Origin of the sequence: Mucilaginibacter myungsuensis (genome assembly GCF_015222005.1) — a bacterium.
Classification (GTDB): domain Bacteria; phylum Bacteroidota; class Bacteroidia; order Sphingobacteriales; family Sphingobacteriaceae; genus Mucilaginibacter; species Mucilaginibacter myungsuensis.
Genome location: NZ_JADFFL010000001.1, coordinates 718432 through 738781, shown reverse-complemented (window position 1 = coordinate 738781; position 20350 = coordinate 718432). Strand labels below are relative to the sequence as shown.

Sequence of the window (20350 nt, the reverse complement as noted above, 5' to 3'; positions counted from 1 at the left end):
TTTGCTGATGTTGTAGTAACAAATAGCTGCAATTTCTATCTATATTAGCAAAGACATTATCATTATGCGTTACTTCCTTTGCTTCATATTTCCACCTTTGGCTGTGCTTACTACCGGTCGTATAGGCGCTTTTATATTGAGTATTATCCTCACTATTTGTTTTTGGGTTCCGGGCATTATACACGCCGTATTGGTCACTAACGACTATTATGCCGCCAAACGCCACAGGCAAATGATGCGGACAGTTAAACGCTACGGGTTTTAGATACCTTTACAAAAATGTACTTCATCTTATCCAAGTTATTGCTATTCCTAATCAACCCAATTTATTGGATATTGGTATTGTTGCTGATAGCGGCTTTCACCAAACGGGCAAAATTAAGGCGTTGTACTGCAATAGCAGGGGCGGTAATGTTGTTGCTGTTCTCCAACGCGTGGCTGTTCAACATTGTGGCCCGATCTTGGGAGTACCGCGCCGTAAAGCTGCCCGATAGCGCCCGTTATAGCTGCGCGATAGTGTTGGGCGGTTTTGTATCTACCAGCGATGGCAAAGAAGGGCATTTCAACGAGTCGTTCGATCGCTTTTTTCAGGGGGTAAAATTGTACAGGGCCGGTAAAGCATCGCACGTATTGGTCACAGGAGGAAGTAGTTTGTTACTACCCAACGGTTTTTCGGAAGGGGAGTGGACCCGTGGGCAGATGAAACGTTTTGGTGTACCAGATAGCGCGGTGTTGATAGAAGGCAAGGCACGCAACACGATGGAAAATGCCAAACTATCGGCGGTCGTTTTACAACAAAAAGGTTTAAAGCCACCTTATCTCTTAGTTACTTCAGCGAACCATATGCGGCGATCGGTCATGATATTTAAAAAGAACAATATCGATGTGCAACCCTACCCAAGCAATATCCAAACGGTTAAAATAGGCTGGCCTGTTTTTAGCGATATCATCCCCGAACCTTATATTATTATGGCTTGGGGTGGATTTTTAAAAGAATTAATTGGCTATGGTGTCAACAGGTTCATGAAATAGCCGGTACATTAGTATCTAAAGGTAAACTAATACTGAATGTGGATCCTTTACCTTCTTCGCTATCTACAGTGATGTCCCCGCCATGTTTTTCTATGATCTGCTTGGCAATACTTAAGCCCAGTCCCGTGGATGTTTCGCCACGCATACCTTGGCGGCCGGCCTTGGTAAAACGCTCAAAAATATGCGGCAGCATATCTTGTGGTATGCCCATGCCATGGTCCTGAACCTGCAACAGTACTTGTTTATCGTGCACGCCAATGATCAGATCTAACTGGTCGCGTTCTTTAGAGAATTTTAGCGCATTGCTGATCAGGTTATCCAACACACGGTTAAATTTATCTTTATTGATGTTGGCGTATATCTGCCGGGCATGTTCGGTAAGGATGATCGGCTGTTTGGTCTCTCCGGTAGCTTTCCAGGCTGCTACTGTGAGTTTCATCAGCGCGTTCATGTCCGTTAGCTCGGTCTCGAACGGGCGGTCGCTTTCGTTTTTGGCTACCTCTAACAAGTCGTTAACTATGGTGCGCGCCTTAGTGCAGGATGTCTTGATCATCCGCAGGTTATCCTCGGTATCGTCATCGATATTCTGATCCAACTGCATGATCATGGCTATGGATTCTATTGCAGCTATCGGGTTACGCAAGTCGTGCGCAACAATGCCTAACACATCATTCTTAAAGTCGCTGGCGCGTTCTATCTCAATGTTCTTGCGGCGGATCTCCGTAAGCTGCATGTAATGGCTGGCTTTGTAGGAGTAGGCATAGCGAGATATAAAATAAAACCCGCAAAGGAGCACAACGGATGTCAGTTGGTCATAGATGATCTGTATCGGGTCGGCCTCGCATAAAAAAAGTACGATGGTGAACAGCAAAGCCGTAAGGATAGTGAGCATGATGGTATCCTCGTAGTCGAACACAAAGATCACACTTACGGTCACCAGTGCAACCAGGTACATGGTTAGATTATCGCGCAAGCTGTACATGGCAATAAAGCTGGACAGGATGCCTGCCAGCAAGATATAGGCTGAAAAAGCAATGACCGTTACGGACATCGTGCCAGTTGGTTTTTTTAGATCACCGAACTTTTTTAACAGCCGATCGCTTATTAGGTAGAATACCGGTGTTATTATGATATATGCCCAGTTAGAGTATTTAAATTCGGGGAAATTGCTGGCTTTGGTAACACCGTTTGGAGTGAAGGTATAGAATAATCTAACCGTTACATTCAGTATAAAAAATATACTGCAAAGGATCTGCATCGACTTCAGATTCTGAAGCGTGAAATGCCTTTGGAAGCCGGACTGGCCACCCCGAGGCACATTATTAAAAAGGTAAATATTCAAGAGTACTTAACTATGATGCCTAAAAGTACACAAATTGGCGGTTCATCTGTTATTAATTACTCATTTTAGGAATGGTTGATCACCATGTGAAGACAAAATGTCCTAAGGAATTAGTTTTAGCTGACTTTTTTTCAGTTAACAAGCGATCGGCAATAGTTTTGACCAGATATTGATACTATGAATTTTAACAATTTTACCATAAAAGCACAGGAGGCCGTACAAAAGGCCTCTGAAATAACAACAGGCAACCAGCAGCAGGCCATTGAGAATGCGCACCTGTTAAAAGGGTTGCTTTTGGTAGACGAGAATGTGATCGCCTACCTGTTAAAAAAACTTAACGTTAATTTAAACCGCCTAAATGAGCAGCTGGATCAGCAGATCGCATCTTACCCAAAGGTGAGCGGTAGTAATGTTTATTTATCATCAAACGCTAACAGCGCGCTGCAAAAGGCGCAAAGCTATCTTAAAGAGTTTAAGGACGAGTTTGTTTCGGTAGAGCATATCCTGTTAGGCATTCTGGCCATTAGCGATAAAGCCAGCACCGCCCTTAAAGATATGGGCGTGAACGAAAAGGACCTGAAGAAAGCTATAGTCGCCTTACGCGGCGATAGCAAGGTGACCGATCAGAATGCCGAAGCTACTTATAACGCATTAAATAAATATGCCCGTGATCTTAACGAGTATGCGGAGTCGGGCAAGTTAGATCCTGTGATCGGTCGCGACGACGAGATACGCCGGGTGATCCAGATCCTGTCGCGCCGTACTAAAAACAACCCGATCCTGGTTGGTGAGCCGGGCGTAGGTAAAACCGCCATCGCCGAAGGCATCGCGTTCAGGATCATTAAAGGCGATGTGCCTGAGAATTTGAAGACAAAAACTGTTTACTCCTTAGATATGGGCGCTTTGATAGCAGGCGCCAAATACAAAGGCGAGTTTGAAGAGCGCCTGAAAGCAGTTATAAAAGAAGTTACCCAGGCCGATGGTGAGATCATCCTTTTTATAGATGAGATACATACCCTGGTTGGTGCCGGCGGGGGAGAAGGCGCAATGGATGCGGCTAATATTCTTAAACCTGCCTTAGCCCGTGGCGAATTGCGTGCCATTGGCGCGACCACGCTGAACGAATACCAGAAATACCTGGAAAAGGATAAAGCCTTAGAGCGCCGTTTCCAGATGGTATTGGTGGGCGAACCGGATACCGCTGACGCGATATCAATCTTGCGTGGCTTGAAGGAGCGTTACGAAACGCATCATAAAGTGCATATTAAAGACGAGGCTATCATAGCCGCTGTCGAGATGTCGCAACGCTATATTTCGGACAGGTTCCTGCCTGATAAAGCGATCGATCTGATGGACGAGGCAGCATCCAAACTCCGTATGGAAATGGATTCGGTTCCTGAAGTGGTTGACGAGTTGGACCGCCGGATAATGCAGTTAGAGATAGAGCGCGAAGCGATCAAACGCGAGAAAGACGATAACCGTGTCAAAGAACTAAGCGAAGAGATAGCCAACCTTTCTGCCGAGCGCGATTCGTTACGTGCCAAATGGCAGGGCGAAAAAGATATGGTCGACGGCATCAATCAAAAGCTGGAGCAGATAGAGAATTATAAACTTGAAGCTGATCAGGCTAAACGCGCCGGTGATTACGGTAAAGTGGCCGAACTGGAATACGGCCGTATTAAAGAAGCCGAGCAGGAGGTTGAGAAACTAAAAGCCGACCTGCTGACTAACCAAAAGGATAGCCGGATGCTGAAAGAGGAAGTTACTGCCGACGATATTGCCGGCGTTGTTTCGCGCTGGACAGGTATCCCGGTAAGTAAAATGATCCAAAGCGAGCGCGAGAAGTTGCTTAACCTGGAAGAAGAGTTGCACAAACGTGTGGCCGGTCAGGCTGAGGCTATCGAGGCGATCAGCGATGCCATCCGCCGGAGCCGTGCTGGCTTGCAAGATAAACGTAAACCGATAGGCTCTTTCATATTTTTAGGTACTACCGGTGTTGGTAAAACGGAGTTGGCCAAGGCATTGGCCGAGTTCCTGTTCAATGATGAAGGTGCGCTGGTGCGGATAGATATGTCGGAGTATCAGGAACGCCACGCAGTATCAAGATTGATCGGCGCGCCTCCGGGCTACGTGGGTTACGATGAAGGCGGTCAGCTGACCGAGGCCGTAAGGCGCAAACCATATAGCGTGGTGTTGTTGGACGAGATCGAAAAAGCGCATCCGGATGTGTTCAATATCCTGCTGCAAGTGCTTGATGATGGCCGCCTGACCGATAACAAAGGTCGCGTGGTGAACTTTAAGAATACGATCATCATCATGACCTCGAACATTGGCGCCCATGTTATCCAGGAAAACTTTCAGGGATACGAGGATAGTGATAAAGAAGAAGTATTGGCAAGGACAAAGAACCAACTGTTCGAGGTACTACGTGCTACCATCCGCCCGGAATTTTTGAACCGGATAGATGAGATCATCATGTTTACCCCGCTGAGTAGGGACGAGATAGGGGATATCGTAAAATTACAATTCCGCCATGTGCAGGATACTTTGCAGGAGATGGGTATCACGATAGAAGCGTCGGAAGAAGCGTTGGATTGGCTGGCCCAGTTAGGTTACGATCCGCAATTTGGCGCGCGTCCATTAAAACGTGTGATCCAGAAAAAGATTCTGAACGAATTGTCGAAACAGATCCTTGCGGGTAAGGTAGATAAGGAAAGTAAGATCAAATTGGATATGTTCGACCATCAATTTGTGTTTTTGAACGAACATATCTAATTAAATTATTACATATTAAGCAATAAAATATCTTACTTAAATGAGTAAGTCAAAAGCAGGGCATCAATTGATGCCCCGCTTTATTATTTAAAAGGTTGATAATGAGTGATTAAAACTTTTAGGAATGATTATTTTTGAACTTATATTGGCAAGTTCACGTAAAAGCTCCATTTTTACGTATTAAAATATGTTATAATAATTACCAATTATAACGCCAACATCACAGTGAAGAACGGAATTTTGGGGATCTTGATCCTTTCTTGTGCCCTTATTATAGGTTGCACAAAAGAAGATGGTACAGAAGTTGTGCTTAAAAGTATATCTTTTAAGTCGGACACTTTAAAAGTTGAAGCAGGCCGTTCTGTCCAGCTTGATCCCGTATTTGCCCCGGCTGTTTTTAGCTCTATCGCTGTTGATTGGAAGTCGACCGACACATCTGTTGCCTCTGTTACCTCCGATGGTTATCTTGCCGCTAAAAAAACCGGTAAGGCTTGGGTCTCTATCAAAGATAAAAACAGCGCTACCGGTGGTAAGCTTTGCGTTATCGTTCAATAGTTGAGTTCCCATTCCCCTGTTTGTTTCTTTTGTTCTATCTCTTTTTACGGCAGGTTTTTAAAAAGGTTCGTTAAAATTTAATTTTTTTATTTTTTTATTTTTAAGATCACCTTGATCAAAAGAAGGCCGGTCAATAACACTAATAATTAAACATTGCGTATCCCGTTATACAACCTGCTATGATAATATAGCAGGTTTTTTTATATTTTTGCCCCAAGGTGGAGGAGTTTGACCTGAGCCACCCATTTGTGTTTAAATGGATATATCTGTAGTAGTACCTTTATTTAACGAGGTTGAATCATTGCCCGAACTTACCGCATGGATAGCCCGCGTAATGCAGGATAACGGTTATAGTTATGAAGTTATCCTGGTTGACGATGGCAGCAAAGATGGTTCTTGGGAAAAAATAGTTGAGCTGAAAGAAAGTAACCCTTTTCTTGTCGGTATACGTTTTAGGCGCAACTATGGTAAATCTGCGGCCTTAAATACAGGTTTCGCGGCAGCGCGGGGCAATGTGGTGATAACCATGGATGCCGACCTGCAAGATAGCCCCGACGAGATACCTGCCCTGTATAGCAGCATTGTTAACGATAAATACGATCTGGTATCGGGCTGGAAGGCTAAACGCTATGATCCGCTTACTAAAACCATCCCTACAAAATTATTTAATGCCGCTACCCGCAAAATGAGCGGTATAGATAACCTGCACGATTTTAATTGCGGCCTTAAAGCCTATCGTCACGCTGTGGTGAAGAATATAGAAGTGTATGGCGAAATGCACCGCTACATTCCCGTGCTGGCTAAATGGGCGGGCTTCACCAAAATAGGCGAGCAGGTGGTAGAACACCGCGCCCGTAAATATGGAACAACCAAGTTTGGTATGGCCAGATTCGTTAACGGTTTCCTGGATCTGTTGTCGATATTCTTTGTCGGTAAATTTGGCAAACGCCCTATGCATTTTTTTGGTGCGATGGGGGTATTGAGTTTCCTGACCGGATTTGTGAGTATGATATGGGTGATAGCAGAGAAAAAGGTCATTATCTACCGTAATGAAAAATATCATCTGTCCGTACAATATCGTGAAGTGACCGAACAGCCATTATTCTACATAGCGTTAGTGGCTGTAGTGATCGGCTTTATGTTATTCCTGACCGGCTTTGTAGCCGAACTGGTAGCCCGCAACGGCAACGACCGCAATAATTATCAAATAGCCGAGGAAGTTTGAATTTAGATACGAGACGTTAGATATGAGATTTGCGAAATGTCCTATCTCATAACTAACAAAGTGTCTCATATCTCATATCTCAAGTCTCACATCTAATACAAGAATGTTTTTCTCCATCATCATACCACTATATAACCGCCCGCAAGAGATAAAGGAATTACTTTACAGCTTGACCAGGCAGACCTATACCCGTTTTGAGGTATTGGTGATAGAGGATGGATCCACCAATGACGCTAAGGATATTGTAGAGAGCTTTGCCAACCAGCTCGACGTTAAATATTTTGTAAAGCCCAATTCAGGCCAGGGCTTTAGTCGCAATTTTGGCTTTGAGCGGGCCATGGGCGATTATTTTATCATCTTCGATTCGGACTGCCTGATCCCGAAACACTACCTGGAGATCGTTGCCGACAATCTTGCTGCAAATTACCTCGATGCTTTTGGTGGGCCTGATGCCGCGCACTCATCTTTCACGCCGGTGCAGAAAGCGATCAGCTATGCGATGACATCGCCGTTCACTACGGGCGGAATACGCGGTAATAAGCAAAAGATAGGTGGGCAGTTCCATCCGCGTAGCTTTAATATGGGCTTATCGCGCAAGGTATGGGAGACAGTCGGTGGATTTATCATTACCCGTTTGGGCGAGGATATCGAGTACAGTATCCGTATCCACAGCCATGGTTTTAAGATCGGTCTGATACCTGATGCCAAGGTTTACCATAAACGCCGCACCAGCTTTTTTCAGTTCTATAAACAACTGCATTTTTTTGGCAGGGCAAGGGTCAACATCACTAAATTTTTCCCGGATACGCTAAAGGCGGTACACTTTTTCCCGGCGGCATTTACCGTGGGGCTGATATTTAGTATAGTTGCTAACATATTTAGGTGGCAAATAGCTTTGTTAGCCAATGCTTTCTTAATTCTTATCACCTTGTTGATATTTTTTCACGCTTTGGTCAAAAACAAGTCGTTAAAAATCGCATTTTTGAGTATAATAGCATCATATATACAGTTGGTAGCTTACGGTCTGGGCTTTATGCAAGACTTTTGGAAACGCATCGTACTGAAAAGAAACTAAATATTATCTATGTATCACCCCTTTTCCATTGCAGATACGATATCTACTGCCTGGAGTATCATAAAAAGGAACTTTGTCACCATCATCGTTTACTCTACATTGGTGGTAGTGCTGTTGGGTGTTATCCAAGCGGTCAACTTTATCTACAGTGCCACTTCGGACTTGACGCTGCAATTGATACTGTTTTTCTTGCTGCTGCTCATGCAGGGTTATACCACACTCGGGCTTTACAAATTGATATTTACGTTGATCGATAGCGAATACTACGAATTCGAGTTCTCTCAGCTTATCCCCAAAATAAGAATGGTACTTAGCTATATCGCTATCAGTTTGATATTTGCTTTTATTGTCACAACCTATAATTTCTTTGTAGTAGATAAGCTGATCAATTACCCGGCCACACAAGCTGTAGCCCAATTTGTAGGTGTAGTGACCTTGCTTTATTTGGCGCTACGTTTCATGTTCTGCGTCTGTTTTATCGTCGACGAAGACTCGGGTCCGTTCGAATCATTGGGGCAAAGTTTCGTCATCACAAAAGGCAACATAACCAAGATCATCCTGATCTTGCTTATTAGCATCGGCCTAATATTTTTAGGGCTGGCAGCACTATTTGTTGGTTTGATCATTACTTATCCGCTGGTGAACATCATCTTGGTGGTCACTTACCGCAAATTGGTTTACAGTCACCAGGATGTGGACGACGACCTTTCAGAGACCAACTAAATATCTGTTATGGGACTGAAGGCTTTTTTGAGTAAGGTATTTGCGGCGGTGGTGAGCAGAGAGCTTAACCACTTGCGTAAGAACGCCGTTAACCTGCAACAAGCCACCTTCAAAAAACTGATATCGCAAGCTAAACATACTGCCTTCGGCCAGGATCATCAATTCGGGAACATCAGTTCTTATCAAGATTTTAAGCAACACGTCCCTATCCGCGATTACGAAGATCTTCGCCCGTACATTGACCGTATGGTAGGCGGAGAAGCTGGTGTAATCTGGCCTGGTAAGCCTGAATATTTAGCTAAAACTTCGGGCACCACATCGGGAGTTAAATATATACCGCTCAGTAAAGAGAGCATGCCCGAGCATATCAAAGCTGCCCGTAATGCTCTTTTAAATTACATTCACGAGACCGGCAAAGCCGACTTTGTAGATGGCAAACTTATTTTCCTTCAGGGTAGTCCGGTGTTAAGTCAGAAAGCAGGCATTAAAGTCGGTCGATTGTCGGGTATTGTAGCGCATCACGTCCCTGCTTATCTGCAAAAGAACCGTTTGCCAAGTTATGATGTCAACTGTATCGAGGATTGGGAAGAAAAGGTAGACGCGATCGTGAACGAGACCTTTACCGAAGATATGCGCCTAATTAGCGGAATACCACCCTGGTGCCAAATGTATTTTGACAGGCTTTCAGCTAAGGCTGGTGGTAAAAAGATCAAAGATATTTTTCCGAATTTCAAATTGTTCGTTTACGGCGGGGTGAATTACGAACCTTATCGTGCGCGAATAGAGGAAAGTATCGGTTTTGGTATCGACACGATCGAGACCTACCCGGCATCCGAAGGGTTCATTGCCTTTCAGGATTCGCAGAAAGATAAAAGCTTGCTTTTACTTTGTGATGCAGGCATGTTCTACGAATTTATCCCGGCGGATGAATATCATAACGAAAAGCCGACCCGCCTAAGCCTTGCCGAGGTGGAGTTGAATCAGAACTACGCGCTGATCCTGAATACCAACGCAGGCCTATGGGGATATAGTATTGGCGACATGATCAAGTTCGTATCTAAAGATCCATACCGCATCCTGGTGACAGGCCGCATCAAGCATTACATTTCCGCCTTTGGCGAACATGTGATAGGCGAGGAGGTGGAGCATGCACTGATGAGCGTAGCCAAAGCCGAAGGTGTGGATGTGGTAGAGTTCACTGTCGCCCCACAAGTGACGCCAGCTGAAGGTCTGCCTTATCACGAGTGGTTCATCGAGTTTGGTAACGAACCCGCCGATATGGATGCCTTTGCGCTAAAGGTCGATACCGCTCTTCAACAAAAAAATATTTACTACGCCGACCTCATCACTGGTAACATATTACGCCCTTTGGTAGTCTCATCCTTAAAAAAGGATACCTTTATTAACTACATGCGTAGCCAGGGCAAGCTTGGCGGACAGAACAAAATGCCGCGCTTAAGTAACGACAGAAAGATAGCGGAGGAATTGGCAAGGTTATAGCGGTGTTTGATGCATGAAAAACATTTTTGCATCTATCCTGATACTGATGGCCGGGGTATCCGGCGTATCGGCACAACCGAAAAACGAAACGCTGAAGATATTTTGGCCCGAAGAGTATAAATGGAAGATAGGATCCAACCAGCAAAGCGGAACCCAGCAATTGGTAGAGATAGTCCCGGGTAACGAGACCATTAATAACTGGAGTATAATTGGGTCAATGCTTGTGATGAAAGGTGTGCAAATGCCGATTACGGATGCGCCTAACAAGCTATATCTGCAGACACAAAAAAGGGCGATGAACCCTAAGCTGACGGTGTTGGAACAAAACACCACTATGGGTTACAAATGGGTGCTGTTCAAAATAGAGTCGCCATCGTTTGTGGGCAATCCCAAACCCGAGTCGCAATTGTATTATGTGGTACAGGGCAAGTCGGCGTTGTTCGTTAACTTTGTGGCCATTAAGCAAAAACAATTGCCGGTTGCATTTTTAAGCAAGTGGTCGGGCATATTTAAACGTAGCTTGCTTACGATAAAGTAATAGAATAGGAAATAAATTGATAAAGAATATAGCCATTTTAGGCTCCACCGGGAGCATTGGTACGCAAACGCTGGAGGTGATCGAAGAGAACCCTTCGCTGTTCCGTGCCTATGTGCTTACCGCCTACAGTAATGCCGATCTGCTGATCGCACAGTCACTTAAATTTAAGCCGGCCTATGCTATTATTTGCGACGAGCAGAAATATCAAATCGTAAAAGAAGCGCTAAGCAACACAGATGTGCAAGTGCTTGCGGGCAACCAAGCCATTTGTAATGCGGTAAGCGACGAGCACATCGATGTCGTCCTAACAGCTATGGTAGGGTTTTCCGGACTGGAGCCGACCATAGCCGCCATTAAGGCAGGTAAGGACATAGCCTTGGCGAACAAAGAAACTTTGGTAGTCGCAGGTGATATTGTCACCTCTTTGGCCAAGCAACATAACGTAAAGATCCTACCGGTCGATTCTGAACATTCTGCCATCTTTCAATGCCTGGCTGGTGAAGACCATAATCCCATAGAGAAGATCATCCTGACTGCGTCTGGCGGACCGTTCCGCGGTAAGGATGCTCAGTTTTTGGCCAACGTTACCCGCGAGGCCGCTTTAAAACATCCTAACTGGGTGATGGGGGCCAAGATCACCATCGATTCGGCTTCGTTGATGAATAAGGGTTTGGAAGTGATCGAAGCTAAATGGCTATTTGATCTGTCGGCCGATCAGATAGAGGTGATCGTGCATCCGCAATCCATAATTCACTCGCTGGTGCAGTTTACCGATGGTTCTATTAAGGCGCAATTGGGCTTGCCGGATATGAAACTACCTATCCAATACGCCTTAACTTACCCCGACCGCATAAAAACGGACTTTAAGCGTTTTAGCTTTACCGATTACCCGAATCTTACCTTCGAACAACCGGACATGGCCAATTTCCGTAACTTATCTTTAGCGTACAAGGCTTTAGATATGGGCGGCAATATGCCTTGCATCATCAACGCGGCCAATGAGGTCGCGGTCGCCGGATTTTTGAAGGATAAGGTTGGCTTTTTAGGAATGAGCGATGTGATAGAGACCTGCATGGAACGTATGCCGCACATTCCGTCGCCTACTTTAGATGACCATTTGAATACTGACAAAGAAACACGCATATTAGCAGATAATTTGATAGCGGCATACGGCGCTGTTAAGGCATAAAAAAGACTAAAAACAAGGGATGAATATAGTGATCATGGTGGGCCAACTGTTACTGGGCCTGTCGATATTGGTAATTTTACACGAATTGGGCCACTTTTTGGCCGCCCGTGCCTTCGGTATCAAGGTAGAAAAGTTCTATCTTTTCTTCGACGCATGGAACTTTAGCTTAGTAAAGTTCAATTTTAAAGGGGTTGAGTACGGCATTGGCTGGCTGCCTTTGGGTGGTTATGTGAAGATAGCCGGCATGATAGACGAATCTATGGATACTGACCAGTTGGCCGGCGAACCACAGTCCTGGGAGTTCCGCTCTAAACCGGCCTGGCAGCGTTTGATCGTGATGATGGGCGGTATCATCGTCAACGTCATTCTTGGTATCTTCATCTTTTGGATGCTGACCCTGAAATACGGCGAGACCTATGTACCTAACGACAATGTGAAGTACGGAATTGTTCCCGGTAAGATCGGTACACGCATTGGCTTGGTGGCAGGCGATAAGATCGTTGCTGTTAACGGCAAAAAGATAGAGCATTACGAGGATATCATCAGTCCTAAGGTGCTGATGGGTAACTCGCAATTAACGGTTAACCGTAATGGCGAAGAAAAGATCATTCAGGTACCCGGTAACATCTTAAATGATATATCCGACCTGGGTATCTCAGCATTCGTCACCCCGCGTTTAAGCACAGTGATAGATTCGGTAAACGCAGGTAGTTACGCTCATAAAGCAGGCCTTAAAAAAGGTGACGCAGTAACGGCGGTTAACGGAAAACCTGTGCAATTTTTGGATCAGTTACAAGCGCAACTGGGCCAGTTTAAAAATAAGTCGGCTACGCTTACTGTCAACCGTAGTGGCCAACCAATACAGTTGAATACCCAGGTAAACAAGTTTGGCGTGTTAGGTTTTGCTGATGGTGGCTTTGGTATAGCGCCGGAAACCCCTGGTACCAAGACGGAGAAATATGGCTTTGCCGAATCGTTACCTGTTGGTGCTTCACGTGCCTGGGGTACTTTTTCTGCAAATGCACAAGGCTTAGGCAAGCTATTTAAAGGCGAAGTAAGGGCTGATAAAGCATTGAGCGGCCCTGTTGCAATGGCGCAAATGTTCGGCTCTACTATCGACTGGGTGAAATTCTGGAGCTTGGTAGGCTTGCTGAGTATGGCTTTAGCTTTGATGAATTTGTTGCCGATCCCTGCATTGGACGGTGGCCATGCCCTGTTCCTGATCATTGAGATGATCAAAGGCAAACCATTAAGCGATAAGTTTTTGGAGCGTGCCCAATTGGTTGGCTTTGTGATCCTGATATCGCTGATGGTATTTGTATTTGGAAACGATATTACGAAGTTATTCAAGAAATAATAACTGAACGTATTTGATAAAAGGAAAGCCGCGTCAGCGGCTTTTTTGTTTTTAGTCACTCAAGTATATACGCCCTATCTACACGCGCGGCGTATACACCCCCTGAAAAACCTTATTGCCCTAAAAACGTTCCATCAATTATGAGAAGATTGATATTAATAGCAACGATAGCCGCTGTAGCGGTAGCTTGCTCATCCCCCGAAAATAAAGCTGAACAGACTGATACCCTTGCTGCTGATAGCGCTAAAACTGAACATACCCAGTTAACTCACCCTAATGATACCGCGGCGCTAACATCGATGTGCTTTGTGCGCACCGAGGGCACTAAGCATCAGGATAGCACTACAGTTAACCTGGTGGTAAAAGGGGAGAAGGTGACAGGCGAAATGATGTGGCTGCCGCACGAGAAAGATGCCCGTAAAGGCTTGTTATCAGGCTCGCTAAGTGGCGATAGCATCAAAGTGGTGTGGACCTTTATGCAAGAGGGTATGACCGATACTATGGCCCTGCATTTTAAAATGGCAGGTGATAAACTATGGCAACGCCCCCTAAAACTGAACACTAAAACAGGTCGCCAGCAAACTGATGCCGTCGCTAACTATAGTGTGGAGTACGTGCCGTTCGCAGGTGCGCAAGCTAAGTAGTTATTTGGTCTTTACTTTTTTGCGCATGTTCTGATAAATGTAGTTCGCTATCCCGTCAATATCGGTCGTGCTGATCGCGCCGGCCCAGGCTGGCATGCCTTTGTCGGTAATTCCGTTGGTGATGTTTTTAAGGATAGCAGCTTTATCAGATCCGTATTTGAACATACCGGCGGTAAGATCATGCGTCTTGCCGTCCATGCCTTGTAGTTTATTGCCATGGCAGGCAGCACACAGTTGTTGGAAAAGCGCTGCCGGTGTTTGTTTTTTACTGCCTGTGGAGGTGGCCGTACTCGCAGCTAACTTTTGCGATGCGACAGTGGTATTGCTGCTGCCTGACGGTCTTAAGCGCAGTATCATGTCGTCTTTAGGGCGTGGTTTTCCCTCGCCCGGGTCTACCATCGAGGTGGAGAAATAGATAAACCCATCTGGTCCGGTAACTATCGAACGGATGCGGCCGTAAGTTTTCTTGAACAATATCTCCTGATCCACGATCCTATCCCCATCTAACTTAATTTTCAGGATAGATTCGCCACGTAAGCAGCCCATTAGCAGGTGCCCTTGCAGTTGAGGTAATTTATTGGCGGTGTAGAACATCATCTCGCTCGGACCGATAGAGGGGCTGTATTCGGACAATGGCGAGTTCATTCCTTCCTTAGTATCCCAATGATGGATCACAGGCCAGCCGTAATTTTCGCCTTTGCGGATGATGTTGATCTCGTCGCCGCCGGTAGGGCCGTGTTCGGACTCGAATATAGTGCCCGTAGCAGGATTGAACGCGAAGCCTTGCGGATTACGGTGGCCATAGGTCCAGATCTCTTTACGGGCGGTATCGTTATTGAATAAAGGGTTGTCAGTCGGGATAGTGCCGTCGTCGTTCACCCGAAGTATCTTGCCATTGTAAGCTTTCAGATCTTGCGATAGCGCGGGCTGATCAGCATCTCCGGTAGTGATGAACAGTTTTTTATCCGGGCTAAATACCAGTCTGCAACCGGTATGGTTTTGATTGGCCGGGATACCGTCAATGATCTTGAATGGTTCTACCAGTGTATCGTTCCTGAATTTATAGCGGATCACCTTTGACCGCATTCGGTTATTATCCTGCATGTAATTATGGGCAAGGTAGATGTAACGGTTAGTAGCAAAATCGGGATGGATACACATACCCAGCATTCCTGTTTTATTACGTAACGGAATGTCTGACACCACAAAAGCCGCTTTGGGTTGCAACTTACCGTCGCGGTAAATACGCACACGTCCTGCCCGCTCGGTAAATATTAATGTGTTATCGGCGAGGAAAACAAGTTGCCAAGGTACTACCAGATCGGTAGCCAGAGTATCAACGATATAACCTTCCGGCGCCTGCGACTCCCTGATGTGGTTATTATAAACAAAAGCACTTGCAATAAACGCAAGCAGAAAGATACCCGGTAAAGCTTTTTTCATGATGTAATGAATACTTATTTCGTTATTACATGGTTGGGGATTGCTGATAAATGGTCCACAATTGCTCGGGACTATCGCTTTTAGCTGCTAAAATAATGGCTGAGTTAACGCTGCCCTTCTTATCGGCAGGAGTAATATATAGGTCGGTTCCTTTTAGTTTGATCAGGTAGGTGTCTTCTTTAACGGCAATGAATTCGTATTGCTGGTTGCTGGTACTGCCGGCTAAAGGTTGCTCTTCAAATGCTACGTCGGCAGCGGCCGCTGTGATCGGCTGGAATGTTTTATGGGTAAAAAGGTTTTGCAATTGATAGGTGTTCTCGCCGGTATTCTTAAAATCCCAGGTCATGCATTTCCAGTTCTCGGGGTAGTAGGCAACTAATGGCGTACCGTTCTTGCCGCTGGCATCTTTAACGCGCAGTAACATGCCGGTTTGCACATTTTTGATCGCATACGTACCCTTAATGGTTTGTGCTAAGGCGATAGTGGCAATGTTCAGCAAAATGATGGTAGCGAAGATCGGCTTTTTCATATCGGTATATAAAACAAATGGTCAACCTAAGTTAACCATTTGTTTTACAAAAAGATGCATCGATATGTTTTTGATCAGGGTTGGCGTTTGCCTTTAAACCAGATCATGTTAGCAATAAGCACGACGATACAGATAGCCAAGCCGCCAAACTCGCGGGTCTCTTCTATCCATGGCTTTTCGGCCTTCATGGTCTGCACAATGCTTTCGGCATGGTGCTCGTTAAACCAATCAACAACGCCATTTTTATCGAGAAACAGATATAGTGCATAGCTACCGTAAACCAGCAGGCCGGCGATGTATAATTTGCTGTTATAGCGCCCGCGGCTCGCCTCGTAACACAAGTAAGCAGCGTAAAGATAAATGGGTGCCCAGATATAAGGGTCGGGGTCGTTGTATTGCAATCCGGCTGAAATGGCGAACAGCACGATAAATATCCAGTTAAAGATCTTCATAAAGTATAACGGTTAAATAGGGGTAAGCCTACGCCAAATATACAGGATCAACGGAGAGCTTGAAATACAATTGTTCAGTCTTTAATGAATGGGAGCGAGGCATCTCTGTACGCCGGCTTTTTCAATTGTTCTTTCAGTTTTTTGAAACTGTTAGTGGGAGCCTGCGTAGCAAAAGTGTTAACTAACCAGGCAGGGATATTGCCGCCGGGATCTAATTGCAGGGTATAAACAACATGTATCTTATCTGCCGATAGCGGACTGATCACCCATTTACCCACCGAACGTTCTACACGGACGATACCTTTCTTTATCGGAACAAACCCGAGCACGGCAGGCGCGTCGATGGTCACCACTTTAGTATCCGGATTCTGGGTGGCAGTGAGATGGGCAACATAATCGCGGTTTTCGGCAGGCCAAGGGAGGTTCACCTCTGCGTAGTAATACGATTCGGAAGGGGAAACCTGCCTGATCAGCTTGCTCGACTTGAATCCGTAAACCCACTCCACACAAGTGTTGGCATCCATTAGCACGGCTACCAATTGCGACTGGGTGGCGTTAAGTTCAAGCTCCACCTTAATGGCTTTTATTTTAGATCCCGCAACCTCGGCCATGTATATTTTCATACCATCGGCATCGGTGGTTAGTTTCCAGTTTTGTGCTGACGTGTTAGTTGTAATAATGATCAGTAATAAAAACGGGAAGAATTTATACATGAGATGCTGTTTAAAGATGCTGTTGAAATTGGCATTGACTTAGATAATGTTTAACGATATAAATTACCGAACCAGTATCATCTTTTACAAAGATCTGAATTGTTTTAACAAGCCATATTAACATTAGATAATTTATCGGTCTCAGATGATATTTTGATGAAATTCGTTTGAGATCTGCCTGAATTTTCGTTGTGATATTATTGAAAACGATAGCGAAATCGAAATACAACTGAAATTATAGATAAAATAAAAGCCTGTTATCCAAGGATACAGGCTTTTATTTTTAGTTTCGATTTATATATCTATTTGAACAAAAAGCGGAAACTTGTTTGGTCGGCATTAAGTTGTGAGGGTTTATCTTTACTGAAGGCCATTTTGATAATAGCCGTTTTTCTGCGCCCCGTAGTAAGGTTATTTTGATGAGTGTGGAATACGTAGAACAATTGCCCCGAGCCATCGGCAAACAGATCGCCGTGCCCCGTCCCATTAACACCGGTCATTTGTCGGGTCAGGATAGGGTTGCTTTTGCTTTTGACCCACGGCCCCATGGGTGAGGTGGCAGTAGCGTAACCTATCGAGTAATTGATGTTACGAAAATCGTTACAAGAGTATAGCATGTAATAAAGGCCGTTGTGTTTAACCACGGTCGGGCCTTCGCTTACCGGCCAGTCACTCTTAGCCTCATTTTCCCATCTCAGCTGCGCGCTAATGCATTCTTTTGTTGTTGTGGTGTCTATGTCGCTCAGGTCGTCTTTTAAACGCGCTACAAAGATCCTATTGCCTTTTTGTAACCTTACGTGATAGAGGTATAGCTTGCCATCGGTATCTTTAAAAATATAAGGGTCTATCTGTTTACCCGGGCCGGATATGGCTTTGACGGTCTTTTGCGTGAATGGTCCTAATGGACTATCACTCTCCGCGATCGCTACCTGCTCATCGGCAGTATAAGCCATGTAGTATTTGTCTTTGTGCTTAAATATCTGGGGCGCCCAAAAGCCGCGCCTACCGTAGCTTTGTCCCTTTAGCATGGCATGCCCTTCGATCTTACCGACGGGGCCTTTCCAATTATTAAGGTCTGCAGATCGATAAACTTCGAAGCCGCGGTTGCTGCCTGTGCCATATAAGTAGTATTGGCCTTTATCATAAAAAATGGTCGGGTCGGCCAGTGTTAAGGTATCGGCGGGCTTTGTTTGCGCGTGCAATGACAACGCAATTAAGCAGCCAATAAGTATCGAGTAAATATGCTTCATAATTAATGTTTAAGTTTAATTTTCATATTTAATAATCTGTAAATAATTACTCTATAGATCTTTTTCTTATTGCCATTGCAGGGTTTCCCTGGTAAATAGTATAAGCATCCATATCTTTGGTGGCGATAGATCCGGCGGTGAGTACCGAATGGGAATGAGCGGTCACCCCCTGATTCACCATCGCACCAGCACCTATCCAAACACCATCTTCAAGTGTTACTTCGCCAAGGATAAGATCAAATGTTTTAAGTTTATAGTTGTGGCTGCCGGTGATCAATACCGCGCCTTGCGATAGGCAAACATTGGCACCTATAGTGACATTGACCAAACTATCTATCCACACGTTTTCGCCTATCCAGGTATTCTCCCCTACCGCTAGGTTCCAGGGGTATTTAACGTTTACGCACGGCTTTATAACCACACCTTTACCTATACTGGCACCGAATGATCGCAATAAGGCCCTTTTTAAGCCCGCTGACGGCACCAGACTGCTTTTAAATATACAGGCATTGGCTATGTACCACGTAGCGCGTTTAAGTGCATTTGCGCCGGTATAGTAATGTGAGTTATTGTAATTAGAAAGGTCAGTCTTTTGCATTTCTGGTATTGGCTCTGCTGCCCTTGGTATAAAAGTAAATGCTAACGCCGATAACGGCATAGATAACCACGTTAAAAACAAGATGGTGATCTATACTGCGCACCTGCGGTTTATGCCAATATAAGGCTAAAAGACACATGCGACAAATATTCAGTACTTGGATGACAACGATACCCGCGATCAGAAAAATAACCTTGATCTTAATTGGTTTTGGATAGGCGATAGTGAATGCGGTAAAAAAGCTCATTACCCCCATACCAATACAATCATAAGCGATTAGTATGCCATTGCGACCAATAACTCTGATCGAATCCTGATTATATATCACTTTATATCCGAGTAATTTAAGTGAGTTTACTGTAAGGTTCACTAAAATTGAACGCATACCACCTATGTAGTTTAAATGTGCATCAACAAATTCGTTGTAGTGCTTGCCGTTAGGTGATACCAAACTCCAGACCATCAAATTGCCATAGTAAAATATGAGGAATAGCCCAACAAAAAGGACGATGAAGCGATTTTGCGGAGTATCAAACTTGCTGCCTATCATCTTTAGCTTTTTTTAGTAACTCATCTATCTTAACATCTACGATAAGCCTAAACCAAAAACCTTGCAGGAAATGGAATATGACACCTGTACGCCCGTCCAAAAATCCTAATTTGAATAAAAAGCGATAACTAAAGTATATTAAAGAGCGACTGTATCTCGGCATTTTCCACCAGAGGCGTTTTAGCCAGGCCGTACGCTCATCGGGAGAACCCCAAAAACGGGGCTCGATGGTTTGCGAGCGGGCGCCCCTCATCCGTTCCACTTCTTCGTAGGCTACCTGATCACTATACCGCAGATGCTTTTCAAGCCAAAAGTTGATCTCGTTCTCTTTCAGGTTCTCTTCTTTTAAATAGCCTTTTTTCCAGATTTCGGTCTTGCCGGGGACAATGAACCGATGGTCCATCATTTCGTTCAGATCAGAATAACCAACATCTGTCCTGAACATCTTTAGCAAGTAAAACGGAAAATAGCCGCCGTGTTTGATCCACCGCCCTTTAAAATAATTCTTCCGGTTAAAATAGATGCCATTAGTGTCTTTGTGATCGGTATCATTAAACGTTCTAAGTAACTCAAATAATTCCGGTGTTACTTGCTGGTCAGCATCTAAACAAATAACCCATGGGGTATCTATTTTAAACGTCGATAATGCATGGTGCCACTGCTGAGGATGATTAACGAACATGTTTTGCGCTACGGTCGCACCGTGGTCTTCAGCGATCTTGATGGTATCATCGGTACTGCCCGAATCCAAAATGAACAACGGCGCACCCAGCCCGGCAACCGCGTCGAGTGTAGCGGGCAGGTGTATCTGCTCGTTGTAGGTTATCAGTATGATGGAAAAATGCGGGTTCAATATTTTA

Annotated in this window: 21 protein-coding genes; 12 read left to right on the top strand and 9 right to left on the bottom strand. The window is 44.9% G+C overall.

Annotated features, from left to right (window positions below; translation table 11 throughout):
* Window positions 1–64: 64 nt before the first annotated feature.
* The gene (locus IRJ16_RS03120) at window positions 65–265 is read left to right on the top strand and encodes a YqaE/Pmp3 family membrane protein (RefSeq protein ID WP_194110050.1); all 201 of its coding nucleotides are present in this window, start codon (window positions 65–67) and stop codon (window positions 263–265) included.
* Between the two features lie 14 nt (window positions 266–279).
* Complete coding sequence (locus tag IRJ16_RS03115; protein ID WP_194110049.1) at window positions 280–1032, top strand: YdcF family protein; 753 nt, start codon at window positions 280–282, stop codon at window positions 1030–1032.
* Here IRJ16_RS03115 and IRJ16_RS03110 read toward each other — a convergent pair.
* Entirely contained in the window at window positions 1022–2083 is a 1062-nt protein-coding gene (locus tag IRJ16_RS03110; RefSeq protein ID WP_194110048.1) for a sensor histidine kinase, read from the bottom strand. The genes IRJ16_RS03115 and IRJ16_RS03110 overlap by 11 nt on opposite strands.
* Window positions 2084–2551: 468 nt before the next feature.
* Here IRJ16_RS03110 and clpB point away from each other — a divergent pair, with 468 nt between their 5' ends.
* The 10 genes from clpB to IRJ16_RS03060 all read left to right on the top strand — a co-directional run bounded on the left by clpB (window position 2552) and on the right by IRJ16_RS03060 (window position 13955).
* The gene (gene clpB, locus IRJ16_RS03105) at window positions 2552–5149 is read left to right on the top strand and encodes an ATP-dependent chaperone ClpB (protein ID WP_194110047.1); all 2598 of its coding nucleotides are present in this window, start codon (window positions 2552–2554) and stop codon (window positions 5147–5149) included.
* 225 nt (window positions 5150–5374) lie between these two features.
* Entirely contained in the window at window positions 5375–5704 is a 330-nt protein-coding gene (locus tag IRJ16_RS03100; RefSeq protein ID WP_194110046.1) for an Ig-like domain-containing protein, read from the top strand.
* A 256-nt stretch (window positions 5705–5960) separates the two neighbouring features.
* A complete protein-coding gene (locus IRJ16_RS03095; RefSeq protein ID WP_194110045.1) occupies window positions 5961–6929 on the top strand; it encodes a glycosyltransferase family 2 protein in 969 nt (322 codons plus the stop codon).
* 103 nt (window positions 6930–7032) lie between these two features.
* Window positions 7033–8004 carry a glycosyltransferase gene (locus IRJ16_RS03090; RefSeq protein ID WP_194110044.1) on the top strand — a complete coding sequence of 324 codons (972 nt, stop codon included), beginning with the start codon at window positions 7033–7035 and terminating at the stop codon, window positions 8002–8004.
* A gap of 9 nt (window positions 8005–8013) precedes the next feature.
* Complete coding sequence (locus tag IRJ16_RS03085) at window positions 8014–8727, top strand: glycerophosphoryl diester phosphodiesterase membrane domain-containing protein (protein ID WP_194110043.1); 714 nt, start codon at window positions 8014–8016, stop codon at window positions 8725–8727.
* A 9-nt stretch (window positions 8728–8736) separates the two neighbouring features.
* Window positions 8737–10227 carry a GH3 auxin-responsive promoter family protein gene (locus IRJ16_RS03080; RefSeq protein WP_194110042.1) on the top strand — a complete coding sequence of 497 codons (1491 nt, stop codon included), beginning with the start codon at window positions 8737–8739 and terminating at the stop codon, window positions 10225–10227.
* 13 nt (window positions 10228–10240) lie between these two features.
* On the top strand, window positions 10241–10765 hold the full coding sequence (locus IRJ16_RS03075) for a hypothetical protein (protein WP_194110041.1): 525 nt from the start codon (window positions 10241–10243) through the stop codon (window positions 10763–10765).
* Window positions 10766–10784: 19 nt separating this feature from the next.
* On the top strand, window positions 10785–11954 hold the full coding sequence (locus IRJ16_RS03070; protein ID WP_194110204.1) for a 1-deoxy-D-xylulose-5-phosphate reductoisomerase: 1170 nt from the start codon (window positions 10785–10787) through the stop codon (window positions 11952–11954).
* Between the two features lie 19 nt (window positions 11955–11973).
* Complete coding sequence (gene rseP / locus IRJ16_RS03065) at window positions 11974–13311, top strand: RIP metalloprotease RseP (RefSeq protein WP_194110040.1); 1338 nt, start codon at window positions 11974–11976, stop codon at window positions 13309–13311.
* A gap of 140 nt (window positions 13312–13451) precedes the next feature.
* A complete protein-coding gene (locus IRJ16_RS03060) occupies window positions 13452–13955 on the top strand; it encodes a hypothetical protein (protein ID WP_194110039.1) in 504 nt (167 codons plus the stop codon).
* Here the strand turns inward: IRJ16_RS03060 and IRJ16_RS03055 are convergent, their stop codons facing one another.
* The 8 genes from IRJ16_RS03055 to IRJ16_RS03020 all read right to left on the bottom strand — a co-directional run bounded on the left by IRJ16_RS03055 (window position 13956) and on the right by IRJ16_RS03020 (window position 20343).
* A complete protein-coding gene (locus IRJ16_RS03055) occupies window positions 13956–15398 on the bottom strand; it encodes a PQQ-dependent sugar dehydrogenase (RefSeq protein ID WP_194110038.1) in 1443 nt (480 codons plus the stop codon).
* Between the two features lie 25 nt (window positions 15399–15423).
* Window positions 15424–15927, bottom strand: a complete 504-nt coding sequence (locus IRJ16_RS03050) for an RICIN domain-containing protein (RefSeq protein WP_194110037.1) — start codon at window positions 15925–15927, stop codon at window positions 15424–15426.
* A 74-nt stretch (window positions 15928–16001) separates the two neighbouring features.
* Window positions 16002–16379 (bottom strand): transmembrane 220 family protein, encoded by a 378-nt coding sequence (locus tag IRJ16_RS03045; RefSeq protein ID WP_194110036.1) that lies wholly within the window; start codon window positions 16377–16379, stop codon window positions 16002–16004.
* A gap of 74 nt (window positions 16380–16453) precedes the next feature.
* Window positions 16454–17092 carry an START domain-containing protein gene (locus IRJ16_RS03040; RefSeq protein WP_194110035.1) on the bottom strand — a complete coding sequence of 213 codons (639 nt, stop codon included), beginning with the start codon at window positions 17090–17092 and terminating at the stop codon, window positions 16454–16456.
* A gap of 302 nt (window positions 17093–17394) precedes the next feature.
* Window positions 17395–18342 (bottom strand): glycoside hydrolase family 43 protein, encoded by a 948-nt coding sequence (locus IRJ16_RS03035; protein ID WP_194110034.1) that lies wholly within the window; start codon window positions 18340–18342, stop codon window positions 17395–17397.
* A 46-nt stretch (window positions 18343–18388) separates the two neighbouring features.
* On the bottom strand, window positions 18389–18940 hold the full coding sequence (locus IRJ16_RS03030) for a WcaF family extracellular polysaccharide biosynthesis acetyltransferase (protein WP_194110033.1): 552 nt from the start codon (window positions 18938–18940) through the stop codon (window positions 18389–18391).
* Window positions 18927–19490 carry an exosortase Y gene (xrtY, locus tag IRJ16_RS03025; RefSeq protein WP_194110032.1) on the bottom strand — a complete coding sequence of 188 codons (564 nt, stop codon included), beginning with the start codon at window positions 19488–19490 and terminating at the stop codon, window positions 18927–18929. The genes IRJ16_RS03030 and xrtY overlap by 14 nt, the downstream gene beginning before the upstream one ends.
* Window positions 19471–20343, bottom strand: coding sequence for a glycosyltransferase family 2 protein (locus IRJ16_RS03020; protein ID WP_228079771.1), 873 nt, complete (start codon window positions 20341–20343; stop codon window positions 19471–19473). The genes xrtY and IRJ16_RS03020 overlap by 20 nt, the downstream gene beginning before the upstream one ends.
* Window positions 20344–20350 lie beyond the last annotated feature (7 nt).